Source organism: Mycolicibacter heraklionensis (assembly GCF_001021505.1).
Lineage (GTDB): Bacteria > Actinomycetota > Actinomycetes > Mycobacteriales > Mycobacteriaceae > Mycobacterium > Mycobacterium heraklionense.
In genome coordinates this window covers 334,402-360,110 of sequence record NZ_LDPO01000002.1, presented here as the reverse complement: position 1 = coordinate 360,110, position 25,709 = coordinate 334,402, and the positions used below count along the sequence as shown (strand labels likewise).

The window sequence follows — 25,709 nt, the reverse complement described above, 5'->3', positions numbered from 1 at the left end:
AAACCACTTCCCACGCCTGCACTTACCGCTATAACAGAACGGGCACACGGCAGGGAGTGAGGACAGCATGGGGTTCATCAAACCGTCGGTTCCCGATGTCGACCCCGAAACGTGGCGCGCCACCCCGTGGGCGACCCGGGCCCAGGTCTGCAGCAGGCACTGGGCCGAACAGGGTTTCGGCACCCCGTCGGGGGTCTACCTGATCTATCTGCTCAAGATCGTGGCCTACGCCGTAGGCGCCGCGGCGGTCATCGCACTGACCCCGGGGCTGGGCGAGCTCGGCCGCATCGCCGACTGGTGGACACAGCCGATCGTCTACCAGAAGCTCGTCGTCTTCAGCCTGCTGTTCGAGATTCTGGGCCTGGGCTGCGGATCGGGTCCGCTGACCGCCCGCTTCTGGCCACCCATCGGCGGTGTCCTGTACTGGTTGCGGCCCAATACAATCCGATTGCCGCCCTGGCCGGGCAAGGTTCCGCTCACCCGCGGCGACACTCGCACCGTGGTCGACGTCGCGCTGTACGCCGCGGTGTTGGGCTCTGGCATCTGGGCGTTGCTGTCACCGGGGCAGGGCGACCCCGGCCCGGCGGGCCTGCTCGACCCGCTGCTGGTGGCGCCGATGATCGTCGCCCTGGTCCTGCTGGGTCTGCGGGACAAGACGATCTTTCTGGCCGCTCGTGCCGAGCATTACGGCCTGACCTTGCTCGTCTTCTTCTTTCCGTATGTGGACCAGATGGCCGCGTTCAAGCTCATCGTCCTTGGATTGTGGTGGGGTGCGGCCACATCCAAGCTCAACCACCACTTCCCGTATGTGGTTGCGGTGATGACGAGCAACAATGCCCTGCTGCGCTCGAAGATCTTCACCGGCCTCAAGCACCGGATGTACCGCGATCACATCAACGACCTGCGGCCCACTCGGATACCGCAGCTGATGGCACACGTCGGGGGCACCACAGCCGAATTCGTCGTGCCGGCGCTACTGGTGCTCGTTGCCGGCGATCACCCGTGGCGGTGGTTCCTGATCGCGTTCATGGTGATCTTCCACCTCAACATCCTGTCCAACCTCCCGATGGGAGTCCCGTTGGAATGGAACGTCTTCTTTCTCTTCTCGCTGTTCTTCCTGTTCGGGCAGCACCCCGAAGTCAGCGTCTACGACCTGAGGTCGCCGCTGTTGATGGCCATCCTGTTCACCGGGCTCATCGTGATCCCGGTGGCCGGAAACATGTTTCCGCAGCAGATTTCGTTCCTGCCGGCCATGCGCTATTACGCCGGAAACTGGGCGGCCAGCTTCTGGTGCTTCCGCGACGGCGCCGAGGACATCGTGGAGGCCAACGTGGTCAAGAGCTCGGCGCTGGTCATCAGCCAGTTGGCGAAGTTCTACGACCAGGCCACCGCCGATCTCGTCGCCGACAAAGTCCCGGGGGCGTTCCGGGCCATGCACCTGCAGGGCCGCGCACTGAACGGACTGTTGCCCCGGGCGTTAAACGGCGAGGCCAACGTGGCCGACTACAACATCCGCGACGGCGAGATCATCGCGGGCCCGCTGATCGGGTGGAACTTCGGCGAAGGCCACCTGCACAACGAGCAGCTGCTCGCGGCGGTGCAGCGCCGCTGCCACTTCGCCGAGGGTGACCTGCGGGTGATCGTGCTCGAAGGCCAACCCATCCATCGGCGAGAACAGGCCTACCGGATTGTCGACGCCAAATCTGGGCTGATCGAAGCGGGTTACGTGGCGGTGGCCGACATGCTCAGTCGCCAGCCGTGGCCCGAGCCGGGCGACGAGTTCCCGGTCCGCCGTACCGAGGGGCCTGTGGGGCGCATCACGCATTAGGCTGACGGCGAACACACCAGCAATCTCAAGTAAGACAGAGGAGAGACCAGTGACGGTCCGGGTAGGCGTGAACGGCTTCGGCCGCATCGGGCGGAACTTCTTCAGGGCATTGGACGCGCAGAAAGCCCTGGGCAACAACACCGACATCGAGATCGTCGCGGTCAACGACCTGACCGACAACGCCAGCCTGGCGCACCTGCTGAAGTTCGACTCCATCCTGGGCCGGCTGCCCCACGACGTCAGCCTTGAAGGCGACGACACCATCGTCGTCGGCAACACCAAGATCAAGGCCCTGGAGGTCAAGGAAGGCCCGGCGGCGCTGCCCTGGGGCGACCTGGGCGTGGATGTCGTCGTCGAGTCCACCGGCATCTTCACCAACGCCGCCAAGGCCAAGGGCCACCTGGACGCCGGCGCCAAGAAGGTCATCATCTCCGCGCCGGCCACCGACGAGGACATCACCATCGTGCTGGGCGTCAACGACGACAAGTACGACGGCAGCCAGAACATCATCTCCAACGCCTCGTGCACCACGAACTGCCTCGGCCCGCTGGCCAAGGTCCTCAACGACGAGTTCGGCATCGTCAAGGGCCTGATGACCACCATCCACGCCTACACCCAGGACCAGAACCTGCAGGACGGCCCGCACTCCGACCTGCGTCGTGCCCGCGCCGCCGCGATCAACATCGTGCCCACCGGTACCGGCGCCGCCAAGGCGATCGGGCTGGTGCTGCCCGAGCTGAAGGGCAAGCTGGACGGTTACGCGCTGCGGGTGCCGATCCCCACCGGCTCGGTCACCGACCTGACCGCGGAGCTGAGCAAGTCGGCGTCGGTCGCGGACATCAACGCCGCCATGAAGGCCGCCGCCGAGGGGCCGATGAAGGGCATCCTGAAGTACTACGACGCCCCGATCGTCTCGAGCGACATCGTCACCGACCCGCACTCGTCGCTGTATGACTCCGGGCTGACCAAGGTCATCGACAACCAGGCCAAGGTGGTCTCCTGGTACGACAACGAGTGGGGCTACTCCAACCGGCTGGTCGACCTGATTGCCCTCGTCGGCAAGTCGCTGTAACGCGATCGTGGCCGTCAAGTCAGTCCAAGACCTGATCGCCGAGGGTGTAACGGGGCGGGGCGTGCTGGTGCGCTCCGACCTGAATGTCCCGCTCGACGATGGAAAGATCACCGACCTGGGCCGGATCACCGCGTCGGTGCCCACGCTGCGCGCGTTGGTCGACGCCGGCGCCAAGGTCGTGGTGACCGCGCACCTGGGCCGCCCCAAGGACGGTCCGGACCCCAAACTGTCGCTGGCGCCGGTCGCGGCCGCGCTCGGCGAGCAGTTGGGCCGGCACGTCCAGCTGGCCGGTGACGTGGTCGGCACCGATGCCCTGGCCCGCGCCGAAGGCCTGACCGACGGCGACGTGCTGCTGCTGGAGAACATCCGCTTCGACCCGCGGGAGACCAGCAAGGACGACAACGAACGCCTGGCTCTGGCCCGGGCACTGGCCGAGCTGGTCGCCGCGCCGGACGGTTCGCCGGGGGCCTTCGTCTCCGACGGATTCGGTGTGGTGCACCGCAAGCAGGCCTCCGTCTACGACATCGCCACGCTGCTTCCGTCGTACGCCGGGACGCTGGTCGCCGCGGAAATCCAGGTGTTGCAGCAGCTGACCGAGTCGACGGAGCGGCCTTATGCGGTGGTGCTGGGCGGGTCGAAGGTCTCCGACAAGCTGGGCGTGATCAAGTCGCTGGCGACCAAGGCCGACAGCATCGTGATCGGCGGCGGCATGTGCTTCACCTTCCTGGCGGCCCAAGGCCTTCAGGTCGGGACCTCGCTGCTGGAGGCCGACATGGTGGACACCTGCCGGCAACTGCTCGATGACTACGCCGATGTGCTGCGGCTGCCGGTGGACATCGTCGTCGCCGATAAGTTCGACGCCGCCGCCACCGGCGAGGTCGTGGCCGCAGACGCCATCCCGGACACCAAGATGGGCCTGGATGTCGGCCCCGGTTCGGTGGAACGATTCGCCGCGCTGCTGGGCAACGCCAAGACCATCTTCTGGAACGGGCCGATGGGCGTGTTCGAGTTCCCGGCGTTCGAGGCCGGCACCAGGGGAGTGGCCGAGGCGATCGCCGCCGCCACGGCCAAGGGCGCCTTCAGCGTCGTCGGCGGGGGCGACTCCGCTGCCGCGGTACGCGCGCTGGGCCTGCCGGAGGACGGCTTCTCGCACATCTCCACCGGCGGCGGGGCGTCCCTGGAATACCTTGAGGGCAAACCACTGCCAGGCCTACAGGTACTGGAAACCGGAGGGTCGTCATGAGTCGTAAGCCGCTGATCGCCGGCAACTGGAAGATGAACCTGAACCACTTCGAGGCGATCGCACTGGTGCAGAAGGTGGCTTTCGCGCTGCCGGACAAGTACTTCGACAAGGTCGATGTAACGGTGCTGCCGCCGTTCACCGACCTGCGCAGCGTGCAGACGCTGGTCGACGGGGACAAGCTCCGGCTGACCTTCGGCGCCCAGGACCTATCGCAGCATGACGCGGGCGCCTACACCGGGGAGGTCAGCGGCGCGTTCCTGGCCAAGCTGGGCTGCACCTTCGTCGTCGTCGGGCACTCCGAACGGCGCAGTTACCACGGTGAGGACGACGCGCTGGTCGCCGCGAAGGCCGCCGCCGCCCTCAAGCACGGCCTGACCCCGATCATCTGCATCGGCGAGCACCTGGAGATCCGGGAAGCCGGCAACCACGTTGAGTACTGCCTGGAGCAGTTGCGCGGCTCGGTGGCCGGGCTGAGCGCCGAGCAGATCGGCGCGAGCGTGATCGCCTACGAGCCGGTGTGGGCGATCGGCACCGGCCGGGTGGCCAGCGCGGCCGACGCACAGGAGGTGTGCGCGGCCGTACGCGGCGAGCTGGGCAAGCTCGCCTCGCCCAAGATCGCCGACACCGTCCGGGTGCTCTACGGCGGTTCGGTCAACGCCAAGAACGTCGGCGAACTCATCGGCCAGCCCGATGTGGACGGGGGCCTGGTGGGCGGCGCGTCGCTCGACGGTGAGCAGTTCGCGATGCTGGCGGCGCTGGCCGCCGGCGGGCCGTTGCCGTGACCCAGCACCGGGGCCGGCACAGGGCGAACGGTAGGGTAGCGGCATGATCTTGACGCTGCAGATTCTCTTGGTGATCACCAGCCTGCTGGTGATCCTGCTGGTGCTGCTGCACCGCGCCAAGGGCGGCGGCCTGTCGACCCTGTTCGGCGGCGGCGTGCAGTCCAGCCTGTCCGGCTCCACCGTGGTCGAGAAGAACCTGGACCGGTTGACCTATTTCGTCATCGCCATCTGGTTGATCTCGATCATCGCGGTGGGCCTGCTGATCAAGTACAGCTGACGGCCCACCGCACCCAGATCGAGCGGGTCAGCCCGCCCGCGCCACGATCACCGGCGTCTGGGACGCGTGGACCACGGCGTTGCTCACCGAGCCCAGTAGCATCCCCGCGAAACCACCCCGGCCATGGCTGCCGACGACGACCAGCTGCGCCGACTTGGAATGATCGATGAGGTGCCTGGCCGGGCGGTCGAGTACCAGTAGGCGATGTACCGTCACGTCTGGGTAGCGCTCCTGGAAGCCGGCCAGGCATTCCGCCAGTACTGCCTCGGAGCCGCCCGTCAACGCAGCCCACTCCGCATCGGGAAGTGCCAGCGCGGACCCGTCCACGCTGGCGTGCACGGCGATCAAGTCCACGCCACGCCATGACGCCTCGTCGAAAGCGATCTCGGTGGCGAGCGCGGACGTCGGGGATCCGTCGATCCCCACGACCACCGGCAGCCGGTTCGGCTGGGCCGCGGTGGCCGCCCGGCCGTGGATGACTGCGACCGGGCAGTGCGCATTGCGCACCAACTCCGTAGTGACCGATCCGAGCAGGATCTCACCGATCATGCCCAGACCACGCGGGCCGACCACCATCAGGCGCGCCGCTTTGGACAGGTCCACCAGGGTCGGCACCGCAGGGCCCTCGATCACCTCACCGCTGACATCCAGCGGGCGGCCAGGAGTTTCGGCCTCCGCAGCCCGGGCGAGGTCGATCGCGTCGGAGATCACCCGCTGTCCCTCGGCGACCCGCTCCTGTTGCACAGCGTCCAGGCCGGCGGCGGAGACGAACTCCACCGCGGCGTGGGGCACCGGCGGAACTGCGTGCACGATGCTCAGCGCGACATTGCGCAGCTTCGCCTCGCGGACGGCCCACCGGATGGCCTCACGCGAGGCCGGCGATCCGTCGACCCCGACAATGATTCCGGAACCCGCTGTGGTACCAGACATTTCGACTCCACTCCGGCAACCAGCTCAGCTGGTGGCCTGTACCTTGATGTGCTTTTCGGCTGGGGTCGCCGGCTCGCTGACCGCCACCGAAACGGTCAGGATGCCTTTGTCGTAGCTGGCTTTGATGTCGTCCTCGTCGGCGCCCGCCGGCAGCGTGACCGACCGGACGAAGGAGCCGTAGGAGAACTCCGAGCGGCCCTTGACCTCTTTGCTCTCGGTGCGCTCGGCCTTGATGGTCAGCTGACCGTCATGCACGGTGACGTCGACGTCCTTGGCCGGATCGATGCCAGGCAGCTCGGCGCGCACCACGTAGTGGCCCTCCTCCATCTGGTCTTCCAGCCGAATCAGGTTCCCTTCCAGCACGGGCCAGCGCCCGGCCCAGGACGGGAACCCGCTGAACAGTTCGGACAACTCCGGGAGCAGCGACCGTGGCTGCCGCCGGGTTTGCAGGTCGTTCATGGTTTGTCCTTCCTCTCGTTGGGATACTTCCGATTCCACTCGCCCCGAAACTCTCCGGGCAGGGCCGGAAGTCCTCTGTGGGTAGGGATGCTCGTCGTCAATCGGGGCACGGTCGGCGGCACTGGGCGACGCTGACGAACGGCCCCGCCGGGCGGGGACTTCGGGCCCTGGCATCGGGCGGTGGCCCCGGAGCACAGTGGTGTTGTGCGACGGCGACCGACTGAGGCACGACGGCGGTGACGGAGATGACCGAGACAACGGATGTCAGAAGCCCACGGGCGCGGCGACTGTTTCGCGACCGTCGCGAAGCCGGACGTGTGCTGGCCGGACTCTTGACGGCCTACCGGGGCCGCGACGACGTGATCGTGCTCGGTCTGGCGCGGGGAGGCATACCGGTGGCCTGGGAGGTCGCGGCCGCACTCGGGGCACCGTTGGACGCCTTCATCGTTCGCAAACTGGGTGCGCCCGGCCACGAAGAGTTCGCGGCGGGAGCGCTCGCCAGCGGCGGCCGGGTGGTGCTCAACGACGACGTGGTGCGCGGTCTGCGGATCAGCCCCCAGCAGCTGCGTGACATCGCTGAGCGGGAAGGCCGTGAGCTGGCCCGGCGCGAGTCGGTCTACCGGGACGGGCGGCCACCGGTAGCCGTTGCCGGTAAGACCGTCATCCTGGTCGACGACGGGCTGGCCACTGGCGCCAGCATGCTCGCGGCCGTGCAGGCGCTGCGGGACGCCGAGCCCGCACACATCGTGATCGCCGTTCCGGCGGCTCCCGAATCGACCTGCCGGGAATTCGCCGGTCTGGTCGACGACGTGGTGTGCGCCACCATGCCCACCCCGTTTCGTGCGGTCGGCGAGTCGTTCTGGGACTTCAGCCAGGTCAGCGACGAGGAGGTCCGCACGCTGTTGGCCACCCCGGCCACCCGCGGGGAGCCGGGGCCCACCGCGGTCGAGGCGATTCGCGGGGCCGCGATCGATGCCCCGGCCGGTGTCCCGCCGCGGGCGATGTTGGAGGAGCTGATCGGCGACGCCCGCATCGTGCTGATCGGTGAGAGCTCGCACGGCACGCACGAGTTCTACGCGGCACGCGCGGAGATCACCCGATGGCTGATCGAGGAAAAGGGGTTCTGTGCCGTTGCCGCCGAGGCGGACTGGCCGGACGCCTACCGGGTCAACCGCTACGTTCGCGGCTTGGGGGAGGACACCGACGCCGATGCGGCGCTGAGCGGATTCGAGCGTTTCCCGGCGTGGATGTGGCGCAACACCGTGGTCCGTGACTTCGTCGACTGGCTGCGCGCCCACAATGAGCGCTCCGGATCCCTCGGCCGGCAAGCCGGATTCTACGGATTGGACCTCTACAGCCTGCACCGTTCGATGCAGGCGGTGATCAGCTACCTGGAGACGATGGACCCGGCCGCGGCGACCCGCGCGCGACGCCGCTACGCGTGTTTCGACCACACCGGCGCCGACGACGGTCAGGCCTACGGATATGGTGCGGCGTTCGGCGCTGGACCGTCCTGTGAGCGGGAGGCAATCGAGCAACTGGTCGAGTTGCAGCGCAACGCACTGAGCTACGCCGAACGTGACGGACTGACCGTTGCGGACGCGCTCTTCGACGCCCTGCAGAACGCGCACACCGTCCACAACGCCGAGGTGTACTACCGATCGATGTTCAGCGGTCGGGTCACCTCGTGGAACCTACGCGACCAGCACATGGCGGAGACCTTGGACGCGCTACTGGCCCACCTCGACCATCGTATCGACGCCCCCGGTGCACCGCCCGCCCGAATCGTGGTGTGGGCCCACAATTCTCATGTCGGTGACGCCAGGGCGACCGAGATGTCCGCCGACGGCCAGCTCACACTCGGTCAGTTGGTGCGCCAGCGGTACGGCGACGCGGTGCGGCTCATCGGCTTCAGCACCTACAGCGGCACCGTCACCGCCGCCAGCGAGTGGGGCGGGCCCGCCGAACACAAGGTCGTGCGGCCGGCGTTGAACGGCAGCATCGAAGAGCTCTTGCACGCCACCGGCAAAGCGGAGTTCGCCGTGTCGACGCTCGCCCCGTCCGAGGCGACCGCCGCGCTCGGCGCCGTCCGGTTGAACCGCGCCATCGGCGTGATCTACCAGCCCGCCACCGAACGACAGAGCCACTACTTCCACGCCAGGTCCGCCGACCAGTTCGATGCGATCATTCATATCGGCACCACCCGCGCCCTGGAACCTCTAGAGGTCACGAGCCTTTGGGTTTCCGGGCAGAACCCGGAAACCTATCCGAGCGGCCTGTAGCAGCCCGGTCAATGACACAGGAGTGGCAATGTCGACCCACCTCGAAACCCGCAGCTGTGTCCGGGACTTCGCAACCCTGCGGTCAGCAGACGCCGATGAGGCCGGCGGAAAAGGAGCCAACCTGGGGGAGCTGGTGGCAGCCGGGCTTCCGGTCCCGCCGGGCTTCGTGCTGCTGCGCAGCGGCTACCTGACGTCGCTGCAGGCCGCCGGCGTGGACGGCGAAATTGCGCGGCTGCATCGCGCGGCGCTGGCCCAGGTCGACGACAGCGACCAACTGACCGAACTGTGCCACAAGATGCAGCAGCTGGTGGCCATAGCGGGCATCGCAGAGCCGGTTCGTGCCGAGTTGGTCGAGGCCTACCGTCGGCTGGGACCGCAATGCGGTGTCGCGGTGCGCTCCTCGGCGACCGGCGAAGACGGCCGGGACGCGTCGTTCGCCGGGATGAACGCGAGCATCACCAACGTGACCGGCGAGGAAGCTGTCGTCGATGCGGTGCTGCGCTGCTGGGCCTCGCTGTTCAGCCCTCGGGTGGTCACTTACCGGGCCAGCCGAGGGTTCACCGCCGACCCCGCGATGGCGGTGGTGGTGCAACAGATGGTCGCGGCCGAACGATCCGGCGTCGCGTTCACCAACAACCCTGGCACCGGAGCACCCGATCAGGTGGTGATCGAGGCCGCGGTCGGGCAGGGCGAAGTGGTGGTGTCTGGAAAAGTCCAGCCCGACACCTACGTCGTCGACAAGCAGACCCTGGCGGTGCTGGACACCAGAGTCGGCCACCAGGCGTTCAAGATCGAGCGCGGTCCCGACGGCCACGACGTCACGGTGGCGCTGGAGCCCGACCAGGCCGACGCCCGTGTCCTCGATGACGCGACGGTGAGTCGCATCGCCGAACTCGCCGTAGCGGTGGAGGACCACCACGGCTGCCCCCAGGATGTGGAGTGGGCGATCGAGTCCGGCCGGGTCTGGCTGGTTCAGGCCCGGCCGATCACGACGGTCGGCGGCCACCGGGCCGACGCCGCGCCGACAGCGGGAATCCTGCTGCGCGGTCTGCCTGCGGCTCCGGGTTCGGCCACCGGCCGGGTGCGCATCCTGCGTTCTCCGAGCGACGGCGACCAGCTGCGCGACGGCGAGATCCTGGCGGCCCCGATGACCAACCCGGACTGGCTGCCGACGCTGCGCCGGGCCGCTGCATTGGTGACCGAGGCCGGCGGCATGACCTGCCACGCCGCGATCGTCGCGCGCGAGCTGGGGGTGCCGTGCGTGGTCGGAACCGGCAACGCCACCACCGTGTTGCAGAACGGCCAGTCGGTGACCGTCGACGGCAGCCAGGGACTGGTCACCTCCGGCGTTGAGTCCGCGGTACGCGTGTCAGCGCCCTCGGCGCCGCCGCCGCAGGTTGGCGGCGGTGGTGAGGTCACCGGCACGAAGATCTACGTGAACCTCGCGATGGCCGACTCGGCCGAAGCCGTCGCCGCGCAGGATGTGGACGGCGTGGGTCTGTTGCGCGCCGAATTCATGCTCACCGAAGCGCTTTCCGGCCGACACCCGCGCGACCTGATCGCCCACGGCGAGCAGGCCACGCTGGTCGACGCGATGGTGACCTCCCTGAGCCGGATCGCCGCGCCGTTCGGCACCCGGCCGGTCGTCTACCGCGCCACCGACTTTCGCACCAACGAGTTCCGCGGACTGCGCGGCGGCGAGGCCTACGAGCCGGTGGAGCACAATCCGATGATCGGCTACCGGGGCTGCTACCGCTACGTGCGTGAACCCGATGTCTTCGCCCTGGAGCTCCAAGCGCTGGCCCGGGCCCGCGAACAGCACCCGAACCTGCACCTGATGATTCCGTTCGTGCGGACCCGCTGGGAATTGGAATCGTGCCTGGCGCTGGTGGATGCCAGCCCGCTGGGATCGCAGCGCGGTCTGCACCGATGGGTGATGGCCGAGGTGCCGTCGGTGGTGTACTGGCTGCCCGAGTACATCGGGCTGGGCATCGACGGCGTCTCCATCGGCAGCAACGACCTGACCCAACTGATCCTCGGGGTCGACCGCGACTCGGAGGTCTGCGCGGAACTGTTCGACGAGTCCGACCCGGCGGTGCTCGACGCGATCGCCCGGATCATCGAGGTGGCCCGGATGCACGGCATCACGTCATCGCTGTGCGGCCAGGCGCCGTCCACCGACCCGGCGTTCGCCGAGCACCTGGTCCGGATGGGGATCACCTCGGTGTCGGTGAACCCGGACGCCGCGGCGGCGGCACGCCGGGCGGTGGCCGCCGCCGAGCGTCGGCTGCTGCTGGATTCGGCGCGGGCGGATCGCTGAACGCCGTCAGCGCACCACCCGATTCCGCATGGCGTTGAACATGCCGCGCACCGCGTTCTCCGTCGCCGCCAGCGGCGACATCGCCGTCTCGCCGACTTCGACCAGGTAATCGATCCGGCTGACGATGGCCTCCACCGGTTCGATCAGCGTTGCCAGTCGTCGGGCCAGGTCGTCGAGACCGGCCATCGTCGCCTCCAGGTGATCCAGACCGTTGCCGAGGCGTTCGACCGTGGCGTTGAGATTGGCCAGCGAACTGTTCAGTTCGTTCATGGTGTTGCCCAGGCCATTGAGGACGTCCTCGAGCTGCCCGACGGTCACGTCGGCGTTCAGCGCCGCCTGAGCCAGGGTCTTGAGCCGCTTGCGTTCCGTGCCGGTGCCCGAGCTTCTGTCTGCCATGTCGCTCATTATGGCGCGGCGATGCGTCTTGCCGAGCGCAGCTAGACAGATTGCGCGGGCAGCTCCGCGGCAGCTGCCTCGTCGAGCAGCCATACCGTCTGCTCACGCCCGATCGCACCGGCGGCCGGCATCGACACCGGGTCGGCTCCGCCGACCGCGGCGGCGACCGCCTCGGCTTTGGCCGCCCCAGCCACCACCAGCCACACCTGGCGGGAGCGCCGGATCGCCGGCAGTGTCAGCGTGATGCGGCGCGGCGGCGGCTTGGGTGAGTCGGGCACCCCGACCACCAGGCGGGTCGTCTCGCGCACCGCATCGGTGTCGGGGAACAGTGAGTTGACGTGGCCCTCGGGGCCCATGCCCAGCAGGTGCACGTCGAAGTCCGGCGCGGGCTGGCCAGGCTCGGCGTTGGCCGCCAACACCTCCTGGTAGCCCCGCGCGGCGGCGTCGAGGTCGTCGCCGTATGCACCGTCGCTGGCCGGCATGGCGTGCACGTTGGCAGCCGGGATCTCGATGCGGCCCAAGAGGGCTTCGCGCGCCTGCCTGTCGTTGCGATCGGCGTCGGCGGCCGGAACGAAGCGGTCGTCACCGAAGAACAGATGCACGCATTCCCAGTCGATCCGCGCGGCATGCTCGCCGAGCCGATGCAGCAGCGCGATGCCGTTGCCGCCGCCGGTCAGCACGACCAGTGCCCGGCCCCGGGCGGCGATGGCCGATTCGACGGCATCGGCCAGCCGGTCACCGGCGGCGGCGACCAGCGCGTCGGCGTCAGGGTAGGTCGCGACGATCACAGATACTCCACTTCTTCGAGGCCGGTCAGCGCGGCGCCGTAAATGACGTCGGGATCCAGTCGGCGCAGATCTTCGGCCAGGCACTCCGCGGTCACCCGGCGGGGCAACGGCACCAGCGCCGCCGGCTTTCCGGTGCGGCTCAAGGTGGCGGTGACCCCGTCCTGGGGGCGGCTCAGTGTCACGGTCTCGCTGTCGCGCGTCAATTCGATCTTCAATTCGCCGACCGCGCGATGAACCGGCCCGTCGATGCGACTGACCAGCCAGCCGGCCAGGATGTCCAGCGCCGGTTCGGTCGCCAGCCCGGAGACCACCGCCGAGCGGATCGGCTCAAACGGCGGCTGATCCAGCGCGGAGGCGAGCAGCGCCCGCCAGTAGGTGATCCGACTCCACGATAGGTCGGTGTCGCCGGCGGTGTAGCCGTCTCGGCGGCTCTTGATCGCTGCCCGGGGGTCGGGGGCATTGGTGGCGTCGGTGATCCGCCGCAACGCCAGGGACCCCAGCGGGTCGGTGGCCGGTGCCGCCGGCGCGACATCGGGCCACCACGCGACCACCGGGATATCGGGCAGCAGGAAGGGCACGACGACGGCCTCGGCGTGACCGGCCAGCGGGCCGTACAGCCGCAGCACCACCACCTCGCTGGCGCCGGCATCGCCGAACATCCGCAACTCGGCGTCCAAGCGGGACTCGCCGGAACCGGCGTCTCCGCTGACCACCACGATCACCCGACTCGGGTGTTCTTGGCTGGCGATGTTGGCCGCGTCGATGGACTCGTCGAGCAGCGCGTCGGTTTCCAGTGCCACGATCAGCGTCAGCACCCGACCCGTCGTCGCCGCACCGACCTGCTCGCGGATCGCATTGAGCTTCTTGTTGATCGCGGTGGTGGTGGTGTTCGGCAGCTCGATGATCATGGGCGCCGCCATTCCCGGCCGGAGCGCTCCAGCATCTCGAACGACGACTGCGGCCCCCAGCTTCCGGCCACATACGGCTCGGGCTTGCCGTGCTCGGCCCAGTTTTCGAGCACCGGATCGAGTATCTCCCAAGACAATTCGACCTCGGCGTTGACCGGGAACAGGGAGGGCTCACCCAGCAGCACGTCCAGGATCAGCCGCTCGTAGGCCTCCGGTGAATCCTCGGAGAACGTCGACCCGTAGGAGAAGTCCATGTTGACGTCGCGGACCTCCATCAGGTGGCCGGGCACCTTGGAACCGAACCGCAGCGTGATTCCCTCGTCCGGCTGCACCCGGATCACCAGCGCGTTCTTGCCCAATTCGTCGGTCATGGTGTCGTCGAAGGGCAGATGTGGTGCGCGCTTGAACACCAGCGCGATCTCGGTGACCCGCCGGCCCAGCCGCTTGCCGGTGCGCAGGTAGAACGGCACGCCGGCCCAACGCCGGGTGTCGACCTCCAGGGTGATGGCCGCAAAGGTCTCGGTCCGCGAATCGTGGGCGAAGCCCTCCTCGTCGAGCAGGCCCACCACGTGCTCGCCGCCCTGCCACCCGGCGGCGTACTGGCCGCGGGAGGTGGTCTCATCCAGTGGCTGCGCCAGCCGGGTGGCCGAGAGCACCTTGATCTTCTCGGCCTGCAGTTCGGCGGGGGAGAAGTTCACCGGCTCCTCCATCGCCGTGAGGGCCAGCAACTGCAGCAGGTGGTTCTGGATGACGTCCCGGGCAGCGCCGATGCCGTCGTAGTAGCCGGCTCGCCCGCCCAGGCCGATGTCTTCGGCCATGGTGATCTGCACGTGATCGACGTAGTGGGCGTTCCAGATCGGGTCGAACAGCTGGTTGGCGAAGCGCAGCGCCAGGATGTTCTGGACCGTCTCCTTACCCAGGTAGTGGTCGATCCGGAACACCGACTCCTCGGGGAACACGCTGTTGACCACGCTGTTCAGCTCGACCGCGCTGGTCAGGTCGTGGCCGAACGGCTTCTCGATCACCACCCGGCTCCATCGGCCGTCCCGCGGCCGGGCCAGTCCCGTCGAGTGCAGCTTCTCGCACACCACCGGGAACGCCCCGGGCGGGATCGACAGGTAGAACGCGTGATTGCCCCCGGTGCCGCGCTCGGCGTCGAGTTCCTCCAGGGTCTGCGCCAGCCGGGCAAACGCCTCGTCATCATCGAATGTGCCCGTGACGAACCGGAATCCGGATGCCAGCCGGTCCCACACCACCTGACGGAACGGAGTCCGAGCGTGCTGTTTGACGGCCTGGTAGACCACGTCGGCGAAATCCTCGTCGGCCCAGTCGCGGCGGGCGAACCCGACCAGTGCGAAAGTCGCCGGCAGCAACCCGCGGTTGGCCAGGTCATAGATCGCCGGCATGAGCTTGCGCCGGGCCAGATCACCGGTGACCCCGAAAATCACCACGCCGCAGGGGCCGGCGATGCGGGGCAGGCGTTTGTCTCGCTTGTCTCGCAGCGGGTTCTGCCACCCCGAGGGGGTGTTGTGCGCTGCCCCGGCGCCGGCCATCAGATCACTTGGCCTCTTCGAGCTGCGTTGCCGTGGCGTCCAGCAGTTCGCCCCAGGATGCCTCGAACTTCTCGACGCCCTCGTTCTCCAACACCAGGAACACGTCGGTCAGATCGACGCCCACCGCAGCGAGTTGGTCGAAGAGCTGTTGGGATGCCGGCGCGGTGCCGGCGATGGTGTCGCCGGTGATGTCCCCGTGGTCGGCGACCGCCTCCAGCGTGGGTTCGGGCATGGTGTTGACGGTGTGGGCCGCAACCAGCTCGGTGACGTACAGGGTGTCCGGGTAGTCCGGGTTCTTCACCCCGGTCGACGCCCACAACGGGCGCTGCACGCGTGCACCGTCGGACGCCAGCGCGGTGAAGCGCTCGCCGCCGAAAACCTCTTCGTAGGCGGCGTAGGCCAACCGGGCATTGGCCAGCCCGGCCTTGCCGCGCAGCGCCAGGGCCTCGGCCGAGCCGATCTTCTCCAACCGGGCGTCGATCTCGGTGTCCACCCGGGACACGAAGAACGACGCCACCGAGTGGATCTTGGCCAGGTCGTGTCCGGCGGCCTTGGCGGCCTCCAGGCCCGCCAGGTAGGCGTCCATCACCTCGCGGTGCCGCTCGACGGAGAAGATCAGCGTGACGTTGACCGAAATCCCTTCGGCCAGTACCGCGGTGATAGCCGGCAGACCCGCTTTGGTGGCCGGAATCTTGATGAACAGGTTCGGCCGGTCGACGATCTTCCACAGTTCGACGGCCTGAGCCACGGTCTTGTCGGTGTCATGGGCCAGGCGGGGATCGACCTCGATCGACACCCGGCCGTCCACGCCGTCGGACGCCTCCCACGCCTGGGTCAGGACCTCGCACGCGTTGCGTACGTCGTCGGTGGTGACGGTGCGGATCACCGCGTCCACGTCGGCGCCCCGAGCGGCCAGCTCGGCCAGCTGCTTGTCGTAGGCGTGGCCCTTCTCCAGTGCCTTCTGGAAGATGGTGGGGTTGGTGGTCACCCCGACCACGCTGCGAGTGGCGACCAGGTCGGCCAGGTTGCCCGACGTGAGCCGGTCGCGGGACAGATCGTCGAGCCACACCGAGACGCCGGCGGCGCTGAGAGCGGCAAGCTTGGGATTCTGAGTCATGGTGCGCTCCTTCTCAATCGAGAGGTCAGTCGGTTCCGATTGACGTCAGTTGTCCAGGGTTCTCTCGGCTGCGGCGACGACGGCCTCCGCGGTCAGGCCGAACTCACGGAACAGGGTTTGGTAGTCGGCGGATTCGCCGTAGCGCTCGATCGACACGATCTCGCCGGTGTCGCCGACGATCTTGTGCCAGCACTGTGCGATGCCGGCTTCAACGGCCACCCGAGCCGACACCGACGGCGGCAGCACCGCGTCGCGGTAGTCGGCCGGCTGCGATTCGAACCACTCCAGACACGTCATCGACACCACGCGGGCGTGGATGTCCTTGGCCGCCAAGAGTTTCTGCGCCTCGACCGCGAGCTGGACCTCGGAGCCGGTGGCGATCAGCACCACGTCGGGGTCCTCGCTACCGGCGGCTTCGAGGCCGCCCAGCACGTAGCCTCCGCGTGCGACGCCTTCGGCGTCGGTGCCCTCGAGGATCGGCACGTTCTGCCGGGTCAGGATCAGCCCGACCGGCCCGCTGTCCGCGCCGCGGGCCAACACGGTGCGCCAGGCGTAAGCCGTCTCGTTGGCGTCCGCCGGACGCACCACCGACAGCCGGGGGATGGCACGCAATGCCGCCAGGTGCTCGATCGGCTGGTGCGTCGGGCCGTCTTCGCCGAGCCCGATCGAGTCGTGCGTCCATACGTAGATCGGGTCGATGTCCATCAGCGCGGCCAGTCGCACCGCGGGCCGCATGTAGTCGGAGAACTGCAGGAACGTGCCGCCGTAGGCGCGGGTCGGCCCGTGCAGCACGATGCCGGACAGGATCGAGCCCATCGCATGCTCGCGGATCCCGAAGTGCAGGGTGCGGCCGTAGGGGTCGGCGGTGTATTCGCCGGTGGAGATCGACGACGGCCCGAACGACTTGACGCCGTCCATGGTGGTGTTGTTGCTGCCCGCCAGATCGGCTGAGCCGCCCCACAATTCGGGAAGCTTGGCACCTACCGCATTGAGCACCTTGCCGGACGCGGCGCGGGTGGCCACGGCCTTGGAGCCGGGCTCCCAGTACGGCAGCTCGGCGTCCCAGCCGTCGGGCAGTTCACCGGCGAGCAGCCGGTCCAGCAGCGCCTTGCGCTCCGGCTCGCGGGCCGCCCATGACTCGAACTGCACCTGCCAGTCCGCGTGGGCCGCCTTGCCGCGGGCCACCAGCCCGCGGGTGTGGGTGATCACGTCTTCGCGGACGTCGAACGCCTTGTCCGGGTCGAATCCGAGTGCGGACTTGGTGGCGGCCACCTCGTCGCCGCCCAGCGCCGAACCGTGGATCGCGCCGGTGTTCATCTTGCCCGGCGACGGGTAGCCGATGATGGTGCGCAGTGAGATGAACGACGGCTTGTCGGTGACGGCCTTCGCGTTGGCGATCGCCTCCTCGATGCCGGTCACGTTCTCGCCGCCCTCGACCTCCTGGACGTGCCAGCCGTAGGCCCGGTAGCGGGCGGTGGTGTCCTCGCAGAGCGCGATCGCGGTGTCGTCCTCGATGGAGATCTTGTTGTGGTCGTAGAACACGATCAGATTGCCCAGCTGCTGGACGCCGGCCAGCGAGGACGCCTCACTGGTGACGCCTTCCTGGATGTCGCCGTCGGAGGCGATCACGTAAATGAAGTGGTCGAACGGGCTCTCGCCCGGCGCGGTGTCCGGGTCGAACAGGCCGCGCTCGTAGCGAGCGGCCATCGCCATGCCGACCGCCGAGGCCAGCCCCTGACCGAGCGGGCCGGTGGTGATCTCCACGCCCTTGGTGTGGCGGAACTCCGGGTGGCCCGGGGTCTTGGAGCCCCAGGTGCGCAGTGCCTCGATGTCGGCCAGTTCCAGCCCGAAACCGCCCAGGTAGAGCTGGATGTACAGGGTCAGGCTGGAGTGACCGCAGGACAGCACGAACCGGTCGCGGCCCAGCCACTCGGTGTCGGAGGGGTCGTGGCGCATCACCCGCTGGAACAGCGTGTAGGCCAGCGGCGCCAGGCTCATCGCGGTGCCCGGATGGCCGTTGCCGACCTTCTGCACCGCGTCAGCGGCCAGCACCCGGGCGGTGTCGACTGCGACGGAGTCGATCTCGGCCCAGTCTGCGGGGTGGTGCGGGCGGGTAAGAGCGGAGATCTCAGCAGCAGTGGTCACGAACTTCGGGTCCTCATCTTCGAGATAGGTCTTCACAACAAGCCGGGTTGGTTCTCAGCCTAATGCGGGCACGCGCGGTGTTGCAGGTCGGCGTCGTCGTGTGGATTCGCCGTGAATTGACCCTGCGATTCGGCCGACCTGGCCAGGCGGTCTACCATCGTCCGTAGTAGAAGCTGGCGTCGCAGCTGCCATCCTAGGAGTCATCACGTGAGTATTCGCGAGCGCGCTGAGCCGCGCCGAATACGCGCTGTGCGTAGCACGTTGTTGGCCTACCTGTCGCTGACCAAGCCCCGAATCATCGAGTTGCTGCTGGTCACGACCATTCCGGCGATGCTGCTGGCGGACCGTGGCACGGTCAATCCGCTGCTGATCTTCAACACGCTGATCGGTGGGATGCTGGCTGCCGCCAGCGCCAACGCGCTGAACTGCGTGGTCGACGCCGACATCGACAAGGTGATGAAACGCACCGCGCGCCGTCCGCTGGCTCGCGACGCAGTTCCGACCCGCAACGCCCTGGTGTTCAGCCTGGCGCTCGGTGCCGGCTCGTTTGTCTGGCTGTGGCGCACCACCTATTTGATGTCGGGCTTGCTGGCCGTGGCCACCATCGCGTTCTACGTGCTGGTCTACTCGATGATGCTCAAGCGGCGTACCTCCCAGAACGTGGTCTGGGGCGGGGCGGCCGGCTGCATGCCGGTGGTGATCGGCTGGTCGGCGGTCACCGGCACCATCGGCTGGCCCGCGCTGGTGATGTTCCTGGTGATCTTCTTCTGGACGCCGCCGCACACCTGGGCGCTGGCGATGCGCTACAAGGAGGACTACGCGGCGGCGGGGGTGCCCATGCTGCCGGTGGTCGCCAGCGAGCGTGTGGTCACCCACCGGATCGTTCTCTACACCTGGGCGACTGTGCTGGCCACGTTGGCGCTGGTGCCCGCCGCGGGCTGGCTGTACGCGACGGTCGCGGTGGTGGCTGGTGCGTGGTTCCTGGCGATGGCCCACCAGCTGTACGCGGGCGTACGTCGTGGTGAACCGGTCAAGCCATTGCGGCTTTTCCTGCAGTCCAACAACTACCTGGCGCTGGTCTTCTGCGCGCTGGCGGTGGACTCCGTCATCGGCCTGCCCACCCTGTTCTAGGCTCCTCGCTCCATTCGAATTGGGTTTCCCGGCTCGGGTCGAGCGCGGCGCTGATACGCATCCGCATCCGCTCGGGCATGTCGGGTAGAGCGGTGCACGGGTACCAGCGCGCGTCGGTGCTCTCGTCGTCGGCGGGGTAGGGCTCGCCCGCCACCCAGCGCATCACGAAGACATGGTCGAGGTACTGCGCCTGATCGCCGTTGACGTGGGTGATGGGTGGGGTGACGTGCACCCAGGCCAGCCGCTCGGGCGCCGCGGTGACACCGGTCTCCTCGGCGACCTCCCGGACGGCGGCGTGAGCCGGCTCTTCTCCTGGGTCGACGATCCCGGTCACCGGCGCCCAGATGCCGTTGTCGGCGCGTTCGACGAGTAGCACGTCGTCGCCGCGGATAACCACTGCCGTCACACCGATCAGCCACAGCGGGGCATGGCCGATGTGGGTGCGGAGGTCGACGATGAACTGTGGAGTTGGCATGTGACTGATCGTGCCAGTCGGGTCATTCACATCACGCCGTCATCTGAGGCAACGCGGAGGTGGTGTCTCTTGCGTTGACCGTCGCAGCGGGTATTCAATTGTCGATAATGAAAATCATGTTCAACAGTCCGTTGAGCGGTCGGCCGTGACCGCCCCGGCGCCGGCATGGATGGCATCTCCTCCGGAGGTGCACTCCGCCTTGCTGAGCGCCGGAGTGGGGCCCGGCCCACTGCTGGCGTCCGCGTCCGCGTGGTCGGCGCTGGGAGCCGAGTACACCGACGCCGCTGATGAACTCCTGGCGCTGCTGGGGTCGGTGCAGGCCGGGGCGTGGCAAGGTCCCAGTGCGCAGGCGTATGTGGCGGCTCATGCGCCGTACTTGGCGTGGCTGACGCAAGCGAGCGCTGACAGCGTGGCGACCGCGGCCCAGTACGAGACGGCCGCCGGGGCCTACGTCAGCGCGCTGGCCACGATGCCGACGCTGCCGGAACTGGCCGCCAACCACGCCACCCACGGGGTATTGGTGGCGACGAATTTCTTTGGGATCAATACGATTCCGATTGCGCTCAACGAGGCCGACTACGTGCGGATGTGGGTGCAGGCCGCGGCGACGATGGCAACCTATCAAGCGGTCGGCGGTGCGGCGGTGGCCTCGGTGCCGCACACGCCGGCGGCGCCCCCGATCGTCAAGGCCGATGCGCAACCCGCCGATGACGACGAGGGCACCGACCCCACCGTCAACGATCCGCTGGACCAGCTGATCGCCAAGATCCTGCAGACCGCCAGCAACGGTCAGATCAACTGGGATCCCGCCCACGCGATGATGAACGGGATTCCCTACGACGAGTATGCCGATCCCAACCAGCCGATGTTCTGGCTGGTGCGGGCCCTGGAACTGTTCGAGGACTTCCAGCAGCTCGGCGTGAATTTCCAGCAGAACCCCGCGCTGGCGTTCCAATACCTGGTTCAGCTCGCCGAGTTCGACTGGCCCACGCACCTCGCCGAGATCGGCTCCTGGCTGGCCCAGTCGCCCCAGTTGTTCGCCGCCGCGATCGGCGTGCTGGTCGCTCCGGTGGGCGCGGTGGGAGGTTTCGCCGGGCTGGCCGGGTTGGCAGGCCTTCCGCAGCCCCTCGCGCCGCTGCCGCTGGACACCGCTCCCGATGCCTTTGCCGGGTTCGGATCGGCCTCAGCAGGAGCGCCGGCACCGGCGATTCCGTCGGCGCCGGCCCCGGCCCCGGCTCCGGCGCCGGCCCCCGCGGCGGCTGGCATCAGCGGTCCCCCTCCGGCGCCGCCGCCCCCGCCGCCGGGCGCCGCGCCGTTCTTCCCGCCGTATCTGCTCGGTCCGCCCGGCATCGGCACCGGGTCCGGCATGCCCGTCGGCGCCGGCGCGTCACGCAAGGCCTCCGAGCGGCGCGGTTCGGCGGCTGCCGCTGCGGCCACCGCGGCCGAGCGCGACCAGCAGCGGGCCCGACGTCGCCGGCGAGCCAAGCTGCACCGGCCCGGCGACGTCGTCATGGACCTCAACGTCGAAGTGACACCGGACTGGGCTGACCCGGACGATCCCGGCGTGACAGCGTCGTCACAAGGGGCAACCGGATTCGCGGGGACGGGGGCCCGCGACGGTACCCCGGCCGGGGGGCTGACGGTGTCCTCCGGCGGTGCCTTCGACGACGCGCCGCGCCTGCCCTTGCTGCCGGGCAGTTGGCCGGACGAAAAAGGGTAGGAGTTCGGCGACCCGAAACTATAGATTCGCTAGAGTGAATCCTTGTGTTCGGGCCGATGTGGATGGCGTCTCCGCCGGAAGTGCATGCCACGCTGCTCAGTTCCGGTCCCGGCCCCGGCCCGCTGCTCGCTGCCGCGGGCGCGTGGTCGTCGCTGAGCACGGAATACACCGCAACGGCGCAGGATCTGACCGCCCTGCTGGCATCGGTGGCGGCCGGGCTGTGGCGCGGTGTCGCCGGTGAGCAGTACCAGTCGGCGCATCTGCCGTATCTGGCGTGGCTGTATCGGGCCGGGGCCGACAGCGCCCGGATGGCAGCCGCACACGAACAGGCGGCGGCGGCTTATGCCGCCGCGCTGGCGGCGATGCCGACGCTCCCGGAGCTGGCCGCCAATCACGCCACCCACGGGGTGTTGGTCGCGACCAACTTCTTTGGTGTCAACACCATTCCCATCGCCCTCAACGAAGCCGACTACTTCCGGATGTGGGTGCAGGCCGCCACCACGATGGCGACCTATCAGGCGGTCTGCGAAACCGCGGTCGCAGCGGCCCCCAGCGTTACTGCGACGGTCCCGATCCAGAAATCGGCCGCGTCCTCATCGACGTCGGAATCGTCGGGCAATCCGCTGCAGGGGTTGCTCGACTTCCTCGATCCGATCCTGAAAAGTCTGGGCATCCAAGACGGTGTGACCGCGCACGACCCGATGATCTCCAACGCCCTGACCACCGCCGTCTCGCACTTCCTGCAGAACTTCGGCATCAATTGGAATCCCGCTGCCGGCACCCTCAATGGCCAGGTCTACGACTACTATTCCAATGCCGCGCAACCGATCTGGTACCTCGCGCGGTCCCTCGAGCTGTTCGAGGACTTCCTCAACATCACCCAAGACCCGAGCCAGATCATTCCGGCGCTGCAATACCTTGCGGCGCTGGCGCTCTTCGACTGGCCGACCCACATCGCCCAGTTGGCGACGACGATCAGTCAGTCCCCGGCGCTGTTCGTCGCCGCGGCAGGTGCGGTGGTGGCCCCCGCCGGCACTCTGGGCGGCCTCGCCGGTCTGGCGGGACTGGGTCTGCCGGCGCCGGGAGGCGTGGTCGCGGCCCCGGCGCCCCCGGTGTTCGCCACCGACGTACCCGGCGTCGCGGTCGGGTCACCCGTCATGGCACCGCCTGCCGGCCCGCCCGCCGGGCCGCCGGCCGGCGTTCCGGCCGGTGCGAGCCCGCCGGCTCCGGCGCCCGCGCCGCCGGCGGCTGTGCCCGCGAGCGCGCCGCTGGTGCCCTACCTCGTCGGCGGCGGGCCCGGCATCGACTTCGGGTCGGGGTTGGGAGCCCACGCCAGCGCCGCGGACAGCGCCAGGAAGAAGTCGCCGACGCCGGAGACCGCCTCAGCGGCCGCGGCAGCAGACGCCCGTCGGTCCAAGCGCCTTCGCCGGCGCAAGACCAGACCGGGCCACGACGATGCGGTGATGGATCTGACGGTCGGTGTCAGCCCGGACTGGGGACCGACACCGGCGTCGGATCACGGCGCCGGCGATCTGGGACGCGCCGGGGCGGTGCGCACCGACCAATCCCGGCCGACCGGGCTGACCCGGCTGGCGGGAGACGAGTTCGCCGATGGCCCCCGGCTGCCGCTGCTGCCCGAAACCTGGAACGATTCCCGCTAGGCGTCGAGCACGATCGAGCCGACCGTGTGGCGGCCCTGCAGATCGCGGTGGGCTTGGGCCGCGTCGGCCAGCGGGTAGTGCCGGCTCACCGTCACCGTGACGGTGCCGTTGCCGACAGCCTCGAACAGCTCGCCCGCGCGCCAGGTGAATTCCGGTGCGGTTCGGGTGAAGTGAGCCAGGTTGGGGCGTGTCAGGTAGACCGATCCGGCGGCATTGAGCCGCTGCGGGTCGACGGGCGGCACCGGGCCGCTGGCCGCGCCGAACAGCGCCAAGGTGCCCCGCACCGCGAGGCTGGCCAGGCTGGCGTCGAACGTCGTCGCACCCACCCCGTCGTACACGGCGGCCACCCCGCCGTCGGCCAACTCCCGGACCCGGGCGCCGAAGGCCGCGGCGTCCCCGGGGGCCGAGCCGGGGTAGTCGAGCACTTCCACGGCGCCGGCTTGCCGCGACAATGCGGCCTTGGACGGACTCGAGACGGTGGTGATCACCCGGGCGCCGAGCGCGGTGGCCCATTGGGTGAGGATCAGGCCCACCCCTCCGGCGCCGGCATGCAACAACACGGTGTCGCCGGGCTGCACGGGATACACCGACTTGATCAGATAGTGCGCAGTCAAGCCCTTGAGCAGCGCGGCCGCCGCCACACCGGCCTCGACGCCGTCCGGGATCAGCGCCGTCAAAGACGCTGGTGCCGTGCAGTATTGGGCGTAGGCGCCGGTCGCAGCCGCCGTCACCACGCGATCACCCACCGCCAGTGCGGTCACTCCCGCGCCCACCTCGGCGACCGTTCCCGCGGCCTCGTTGCCGACCACGAACGGCAGCTCAGCGGGGTAGATCCCGGAGCGGAAATACGTGTCGATGTAGTTGACCCCGGCGGCCTCGACCCGGATCAACACCTCACCGGAGGCAGGGGAGGGCTGTGGTCTGTCGACATAGTTCAAAACCTCGGGGCCGCCTGTCGCGGCCACTTCCACGGCGTGCATGGTGACTATCATCTCCGAATGTGAGGTCTGCATGAAGCTGGCCCGGCCCGACATCTTCCATCCGCGCATCGTGCTGGCGGTCGATCCGCGGGGCGGCCATCACGACGGTGTCGAGCCATCTGCGGCTGCCGATGACGACGCCGGCCTGGTCGCGGCGCTGCGTCACCGTGGGCTGCACGCCCGCCGATTGCCCTGGGACGACGCCGAGACGCTGGAAGCGGACCTGGTGATTCTGCGAACGGCCGGTGGCGACCCCGCCCGGCAGGCCGAATTCATGAACTGGACGACGCGGGTGGCCCACCTGCTCAACCCGCCCGAAGCGGTGGCCTGGAACGCCGACCGCCGCTACCTGGCGGACCTGCAGTGCGACGGGGTGCCGACGTTGGCGGGACGGCCACCGGCCGAGGTGAGCGCGCTGGTGTTTTTCGGCGCCGGTCGATCGCACGCCTTCGGCGCCGCAGGGTCCGACCCGGACTTCGAACTGTGGGATGTCGGACGTGCCGCTCTCCGGTCGGCCGCCGAACGCTTGAGCATCCGGCTCGAAGAGTTGCTCTACGCGCGGGTAGACCTAGCCGGGAGCGCCCCGGATGTGCGCCTGATCAGCTTGGATTTGATTGCGCCGCAACTGGGTTTCGCCGAGCTCGACGCCGACGAACGAGACCGCGCGCAGCGCCGGTTCGCCATCGAGGTCGAGGCCGCGCTAGAGCGACTCGGGCTGGGTCCGCTCTCGCAGCGACGCCCATAGCGCCGCGGTCGCGCCGGTGACCAGCACCGCTCCCGCCACGTGCAGGGTGACCAGCACGGCGGGAACGCCGGTGAAGTACTGCACCACGCCGATCAGCCCCTGAACGAAGGTCAGGACGGTCACCACCGCCAGCCGGTGGATCACCGGCTTGGCCGCCTGCACCGCAGCCAGGCCGAAGGCCAGGCCCACCAGCAGTCCGAGGAATCCGATCAGCAGTGACTCGTGCAGGTGAGCGAGCGTGGCGACCTCCACCTTGAGACGGGCCACCGTGCGGGCCGCGCTCTTGTCGCCGGCGTGTGGCCCGGCGGCGGTCACCAGGGTGCCGGTCACCAGCACCGCGGCCAGCGTGACGGCGCACAGTGCGGTCAACCCGCGCAACGGCGCCGGCACCCGATAGCGCACCACCGCCGACTCGTCGTCGGACTGGCCGACTTTCGCGTAGAACTGCACCGCCAGCCACACCATCAGCATGGAGACCAGCAGATGCACGGCCACGGTCCACCACGCCAGCCCGGTGCGTACCGTGATCCCGCCGATCACCGCCTGCAAGACCGTGGAGCCGGGCATCAGCCAGGCATAGACCAGTACTTCAGTACGCCGTCGGGCTCGGATCACGGCCAGCACGGCCAGCGCCGCGGTGATCACGACCGCGAAGGTGACCATGCGGTTGCCGAACTCGATGGCCTGATGAATCCGCGGGACTTCCGAGACGGCGACCGGGACGTAGCTGCCCGGGAAGCACTGCGGCCACGTCGGGCAACCCAACCCCGACGCGGTGACGCGGACGATCGCGCCGGTGACCGAGATGAATCCCTGGGTGAAGACGACGGCGGCGGCCAGCCATCGCTGGGTCCGCAGGCCCGGTTCGGGCAGCAGGTCTACCAGGCGCATCAGGAA

The 25,709-nt window shown here is 68.7% G+C and carries 22 protein-coding genes; 11 read left to right on the top strand and 11 right to left on the bottom strand.

All coding sequences use genetic code 11. The annotated features are described in order from the left end of the window. Positions 1-67 precede the first annotated feature (67 nt). The 5 genes from ABW16_RS05005 to secG are packed head-to-tail and all read left to right on the top strand — an operon-like array spanning position 68 to position 5,202. Positions 68-1,828 carry a DUF3556 domain-containing protein gene (locus ABW16_RS05005; RefSeq protein ID WP_047318013.1) on the top strand — a complete coding sequence of 587 codons (1,761 nt, stop codon included), beginning with the start codon at positions 68-70 and terminating at the stop codon, positions 1,826-1,828. A 49-nt stretch (positions 1,829-1,877) separates the two neighbouring features. Beyond that, positions 1,878-2,900 carry a type I glyceraldehyde-3-phosphate dehydrogenase gene (gene gap / locus ABW16_RS05000; protein WP_047318012.1) on the top strand — a complete coding sequence of 341 codons (1,023 nt, stop codon included), beginning with the start codon at positions 1,878-1,880 and terminating at the stop codon, positions 2,898-2,900. 7 nt (positions 2,901-2,907) lie between these two features. Further along, entirely contained in the window at positions 2,908-4,143 is a 1,236-nt protein-coding gene (locus ABW16_RS04995) for a phosphoglycerate kinase (protein ID WP_047318011.1), read from the top strand. After that, complete coding sequence (gene tpiA, locus ABW16_RS04990; protein ID WP_047318010.1) at positions 4,140-4,925, top strand: triose-phosphate isomerase; 786 nt, start codon at positions 4,140-4,142, stop codon at positions 4,923-4,925. Before ABW16_RS04995 ends, tpiA begins: the two co-directional genes overlap by 4 nt. 43 nt (positions 4,926-4,968) lie before the next feature. Beyond that, entirely contained in the window at positions 4,969-5,202 is a 234-nt protein-coding gene (gene secG, locus ABW16_RS04985; RefSeq protein WP_047318009.1) for a preprotein translocase subunit SecG, read from the top strand. A gap of 27 nt (positions 5,203-5,229) precedes the next feature. On the opposite strand, the gene ABW16_RS04980 is transcribed toward secG, so the two are convergent. After that, positions 5,230-6,132, bottom strand: a complete 903-nt coding sequence (locus ABW16_RS04980) for a universal stress protein (protein ID WP_047318008.1) — start codon at positions 6,130-6,132, stop codon at positions 5,230-5,232. Positions 6,133-6,156: 24 nt separating this feature from the next. Continuing rightward, complete coding sequence (locus ABW16_RS04975; RefSeq protein WP_047318007.1) at positions 6,157-6,591, bottom strand: Hsp20/alpha crystallin family protein; 435 nt, start codon at positions 6,589-6,591, stop codon at positions 6,157-6,159. A gap of 245 nt (positions 6,592-6,836) precedes the next feature. Here ABW16_RS04975 and ABW16_RS04970 point away from each other — a divergent pair, with 245 nt between their 5' ends. Then, positions 6,837-8,873 carry an erythromycin esterase family protein gene (locus ABW16_RS04970; RefSeq protein ID WP_047318006.1) on the top strand — a complete coding sequence of 679 codons (2,037 nt, stop codon included), beginning with the start codon at positions 6,837-6,839 and terminating at the stop codon, positions 8,871-8,873. A 28-nt stretch (positions 8,874-8,901) separates the two neighbouring features. Next, positions 8,902-11,193 carry a phosphoenolpyruvate synthase gene (gene ppsA / locus ABW16_RS04965; protein WP_047318005.1) on the top strand — a complete coding sequence of 764 codons (2,292 nt, stop codon included), beginning with the start codon at positions 8,902-8,904 and terminating at the stop codon, positions 11,191-11,193. Positions 11,194-11,199: 6 nt separating this feature from the next. Here ppsA and ABW16_RS04960 read toward each other — a convergent pair whose 3' ends face one another. The 6 genes from ABW16_RS04960 to tkt are packed head-to-tail and all read right to left on the bottom strand — an operon-like array spanning position 11,200 to position 18,100. Then, positions 11,200-11,598, bottom strand: a complete 399-nt coding sequence (locus tag ABW16_RS04960) for an ATPase (protein ID WP_047318004.1) — start codon at positions 11,596-11,598, stop codon at positions 11,200-11,202. A 32-nt stretch (positions 11,599-11,630) separates the two neighbouring features. Continuing rightward, on the bottom strand, positions 11,631-12,377 hold the full coding sequence (gene pgl / locus ABW16_RS04955; RefSeq protein WP_047318003.1) for a 6-phosphogluconolactonase: 747 nt from the start codon (positions 12,375-12,377) through the stop codon (positions 11,631-11,633). Beyond that, positions 12,374-13,285 (bottom strand): glucose-6-phosphate dehydrogenase assembly protein OpcA, encoded by a 912-nt coding sequence (opcA, locus tag ABW16_RS04950; protein ID WP_047318140.1) that lies wholly within the window; start codon positions 13,283-13,285, stop codon positions 12,374-12,376. The genes pgl and opcA overlap by 4 nt, the downstream gene beginning before the upstream one ends. Next, positions 13,282-14,838 (bottom strand): glucose-6-phosphate dehydrogenase, encoded by a 1,557-nt coding sequence (gene zwf, locus ABW16_RS04945; RefSeq protein ID WP_047318002.1) that lies wholly within the window; start codon positions 14,836-14,838, stop codon positions 13,282-13,284. The genes opcA and zwf overlap by 4 nt, the downstream gene beginning before the upstream one ends. A 4-nt stretch (positions 14,839-14,842) precedes the next feature. Next, complete coding sequence (gene tal / locus ABW16_RS04940; protein ID WP_047318001.1) at positions 14,843-15,955, bottom strand: transaldolase; 1,113 nt, start codon at positions 15,953-15,955, stop codon at positions 14,843-14,845. Between the two features lie 45 nt (positions 15,956-16,000). After that, positions 16,001-18,100: a transketolase gene (tkt, locus tag ABW16_RS04935; protein ID WP_047318139.1), complete on the bottom strand. Its 2,100-nt coding sequence runs from the start codon at positions 18,098-18,100 to the stop codon at positions 16,001-16,003. Positions 18,101-18,307: 207 nt separating this feature from the next. On the opposite strand from tkt, the gene ABW16_RS04930 reads away from it, so the two are divergent. Next, on the top strand, positions 18,308-19,231 hold the full coding sequence (locus ABW16_RS04930) for a heme o synthase (RefSeq protein ID WP_047318000.1): 924 nt from the start codon (positions 18,308-18,310) through the stop codon (positions 19,229-19,231). Here the strand turns inward: ABW16_RS04930 and ABW16_RS04925 are convergent. Continuing rightward, positions 19,206-19,706, bottom strand: a complete 501-nt coding sequence (locus ABW16_RS04925; protein ID WP_047317999.1) for an NUDIX hydrolase — start codon at positions 19,704-19,706, stop codon at positions 19,206-19,208. The genes ABW16_RS04930 and ABW16_RS04925 overlap by 26 nt on opposite strands. A gap of 169 nt (positions 19,707-19,875) precedes the next feature. Between ABW16_RS04925 and ABW16_RS04920 the strand changes: the two genes are divergently transcribed. Beyond that, the gene (locus ABW16_RS04920) at positions 19,876-21,426 is read left to right on the top strand and encodes a PPE family protein (RefSeq protein ID WP_047317998.1); all 1,551 of its coding nucleotides are present in this window, start codon (positions 19,876-19,878) and stop codon (positions 21,424-21,426) included. 44 nt (positions 21,427-21,470) lie between these two features. Next, positions 21,471-23,087 carry a PPE family protein gene (locus ABW16_RS04915; protein WP_109519484.1) on the top strand — a complete coding sequence of 539 codons (1,617 nt, stop codon included), beginning with the start codon at positions 21,471-21,473 and terminating at the stop codon, positions 23,085-23,087. Here ABW16_RS04915 and ABW16_RS04910 read toward each other — a convergent pair. Continuing rightward, on the bottom strand, positions 23,084-24,067 hold the full coding sequence (locus ABW16_RS04910; RefSeq protein WP_047318137.1) for a quinone oxidoreductase family protein: 984 nt from the start codon (positions 24,065-24,067) through the stop codon (positions 23,084-23,086). The genes ABW16_RS04915 and ABW16_RS04910 overlap by 4 nt on opposite strands. Before the next feature lie 31 nt (positions 24,068-24,098). Between ABW16_RS04910 and ABW16_RS04905 the strand changes: the two genes are divergently transcribed. Continuing rightward, positions 24,099-24,812 carry an ATP-grasp domain-containing protein gene (locus tag ABW16_RS04905; RefSeq protein ID WP_047317997.1) on the top strand — a complete coding sequence of 238 codons (714 nt, stop codon included), beginning with the start codon at positions 24,099-24,101 and terminating at the stop codon, positions 24,810-24,812. Here the strand turns inward: ABW16_RS04905 and ABW16_RS04900 are convergent. Further along, positions 24,768-25,703 carry a COX15/CtaA family protein gene (locus ABW16_RS04900; RefSeq protein WP_047318136.1) on the bottom strand — a complete coding sequence of 312 codons (936 nt, stop codon included), beginning with the start codon at positions 25,701-25,703 and terminating at the stop codon, positions 24,768-24,770. The genes ABW16_RS04905 and ABW16_RS04900 overlap by 45 nt on opposite strands. Positions 25,704-25,709: the final 6 nt, after the last annotated feature.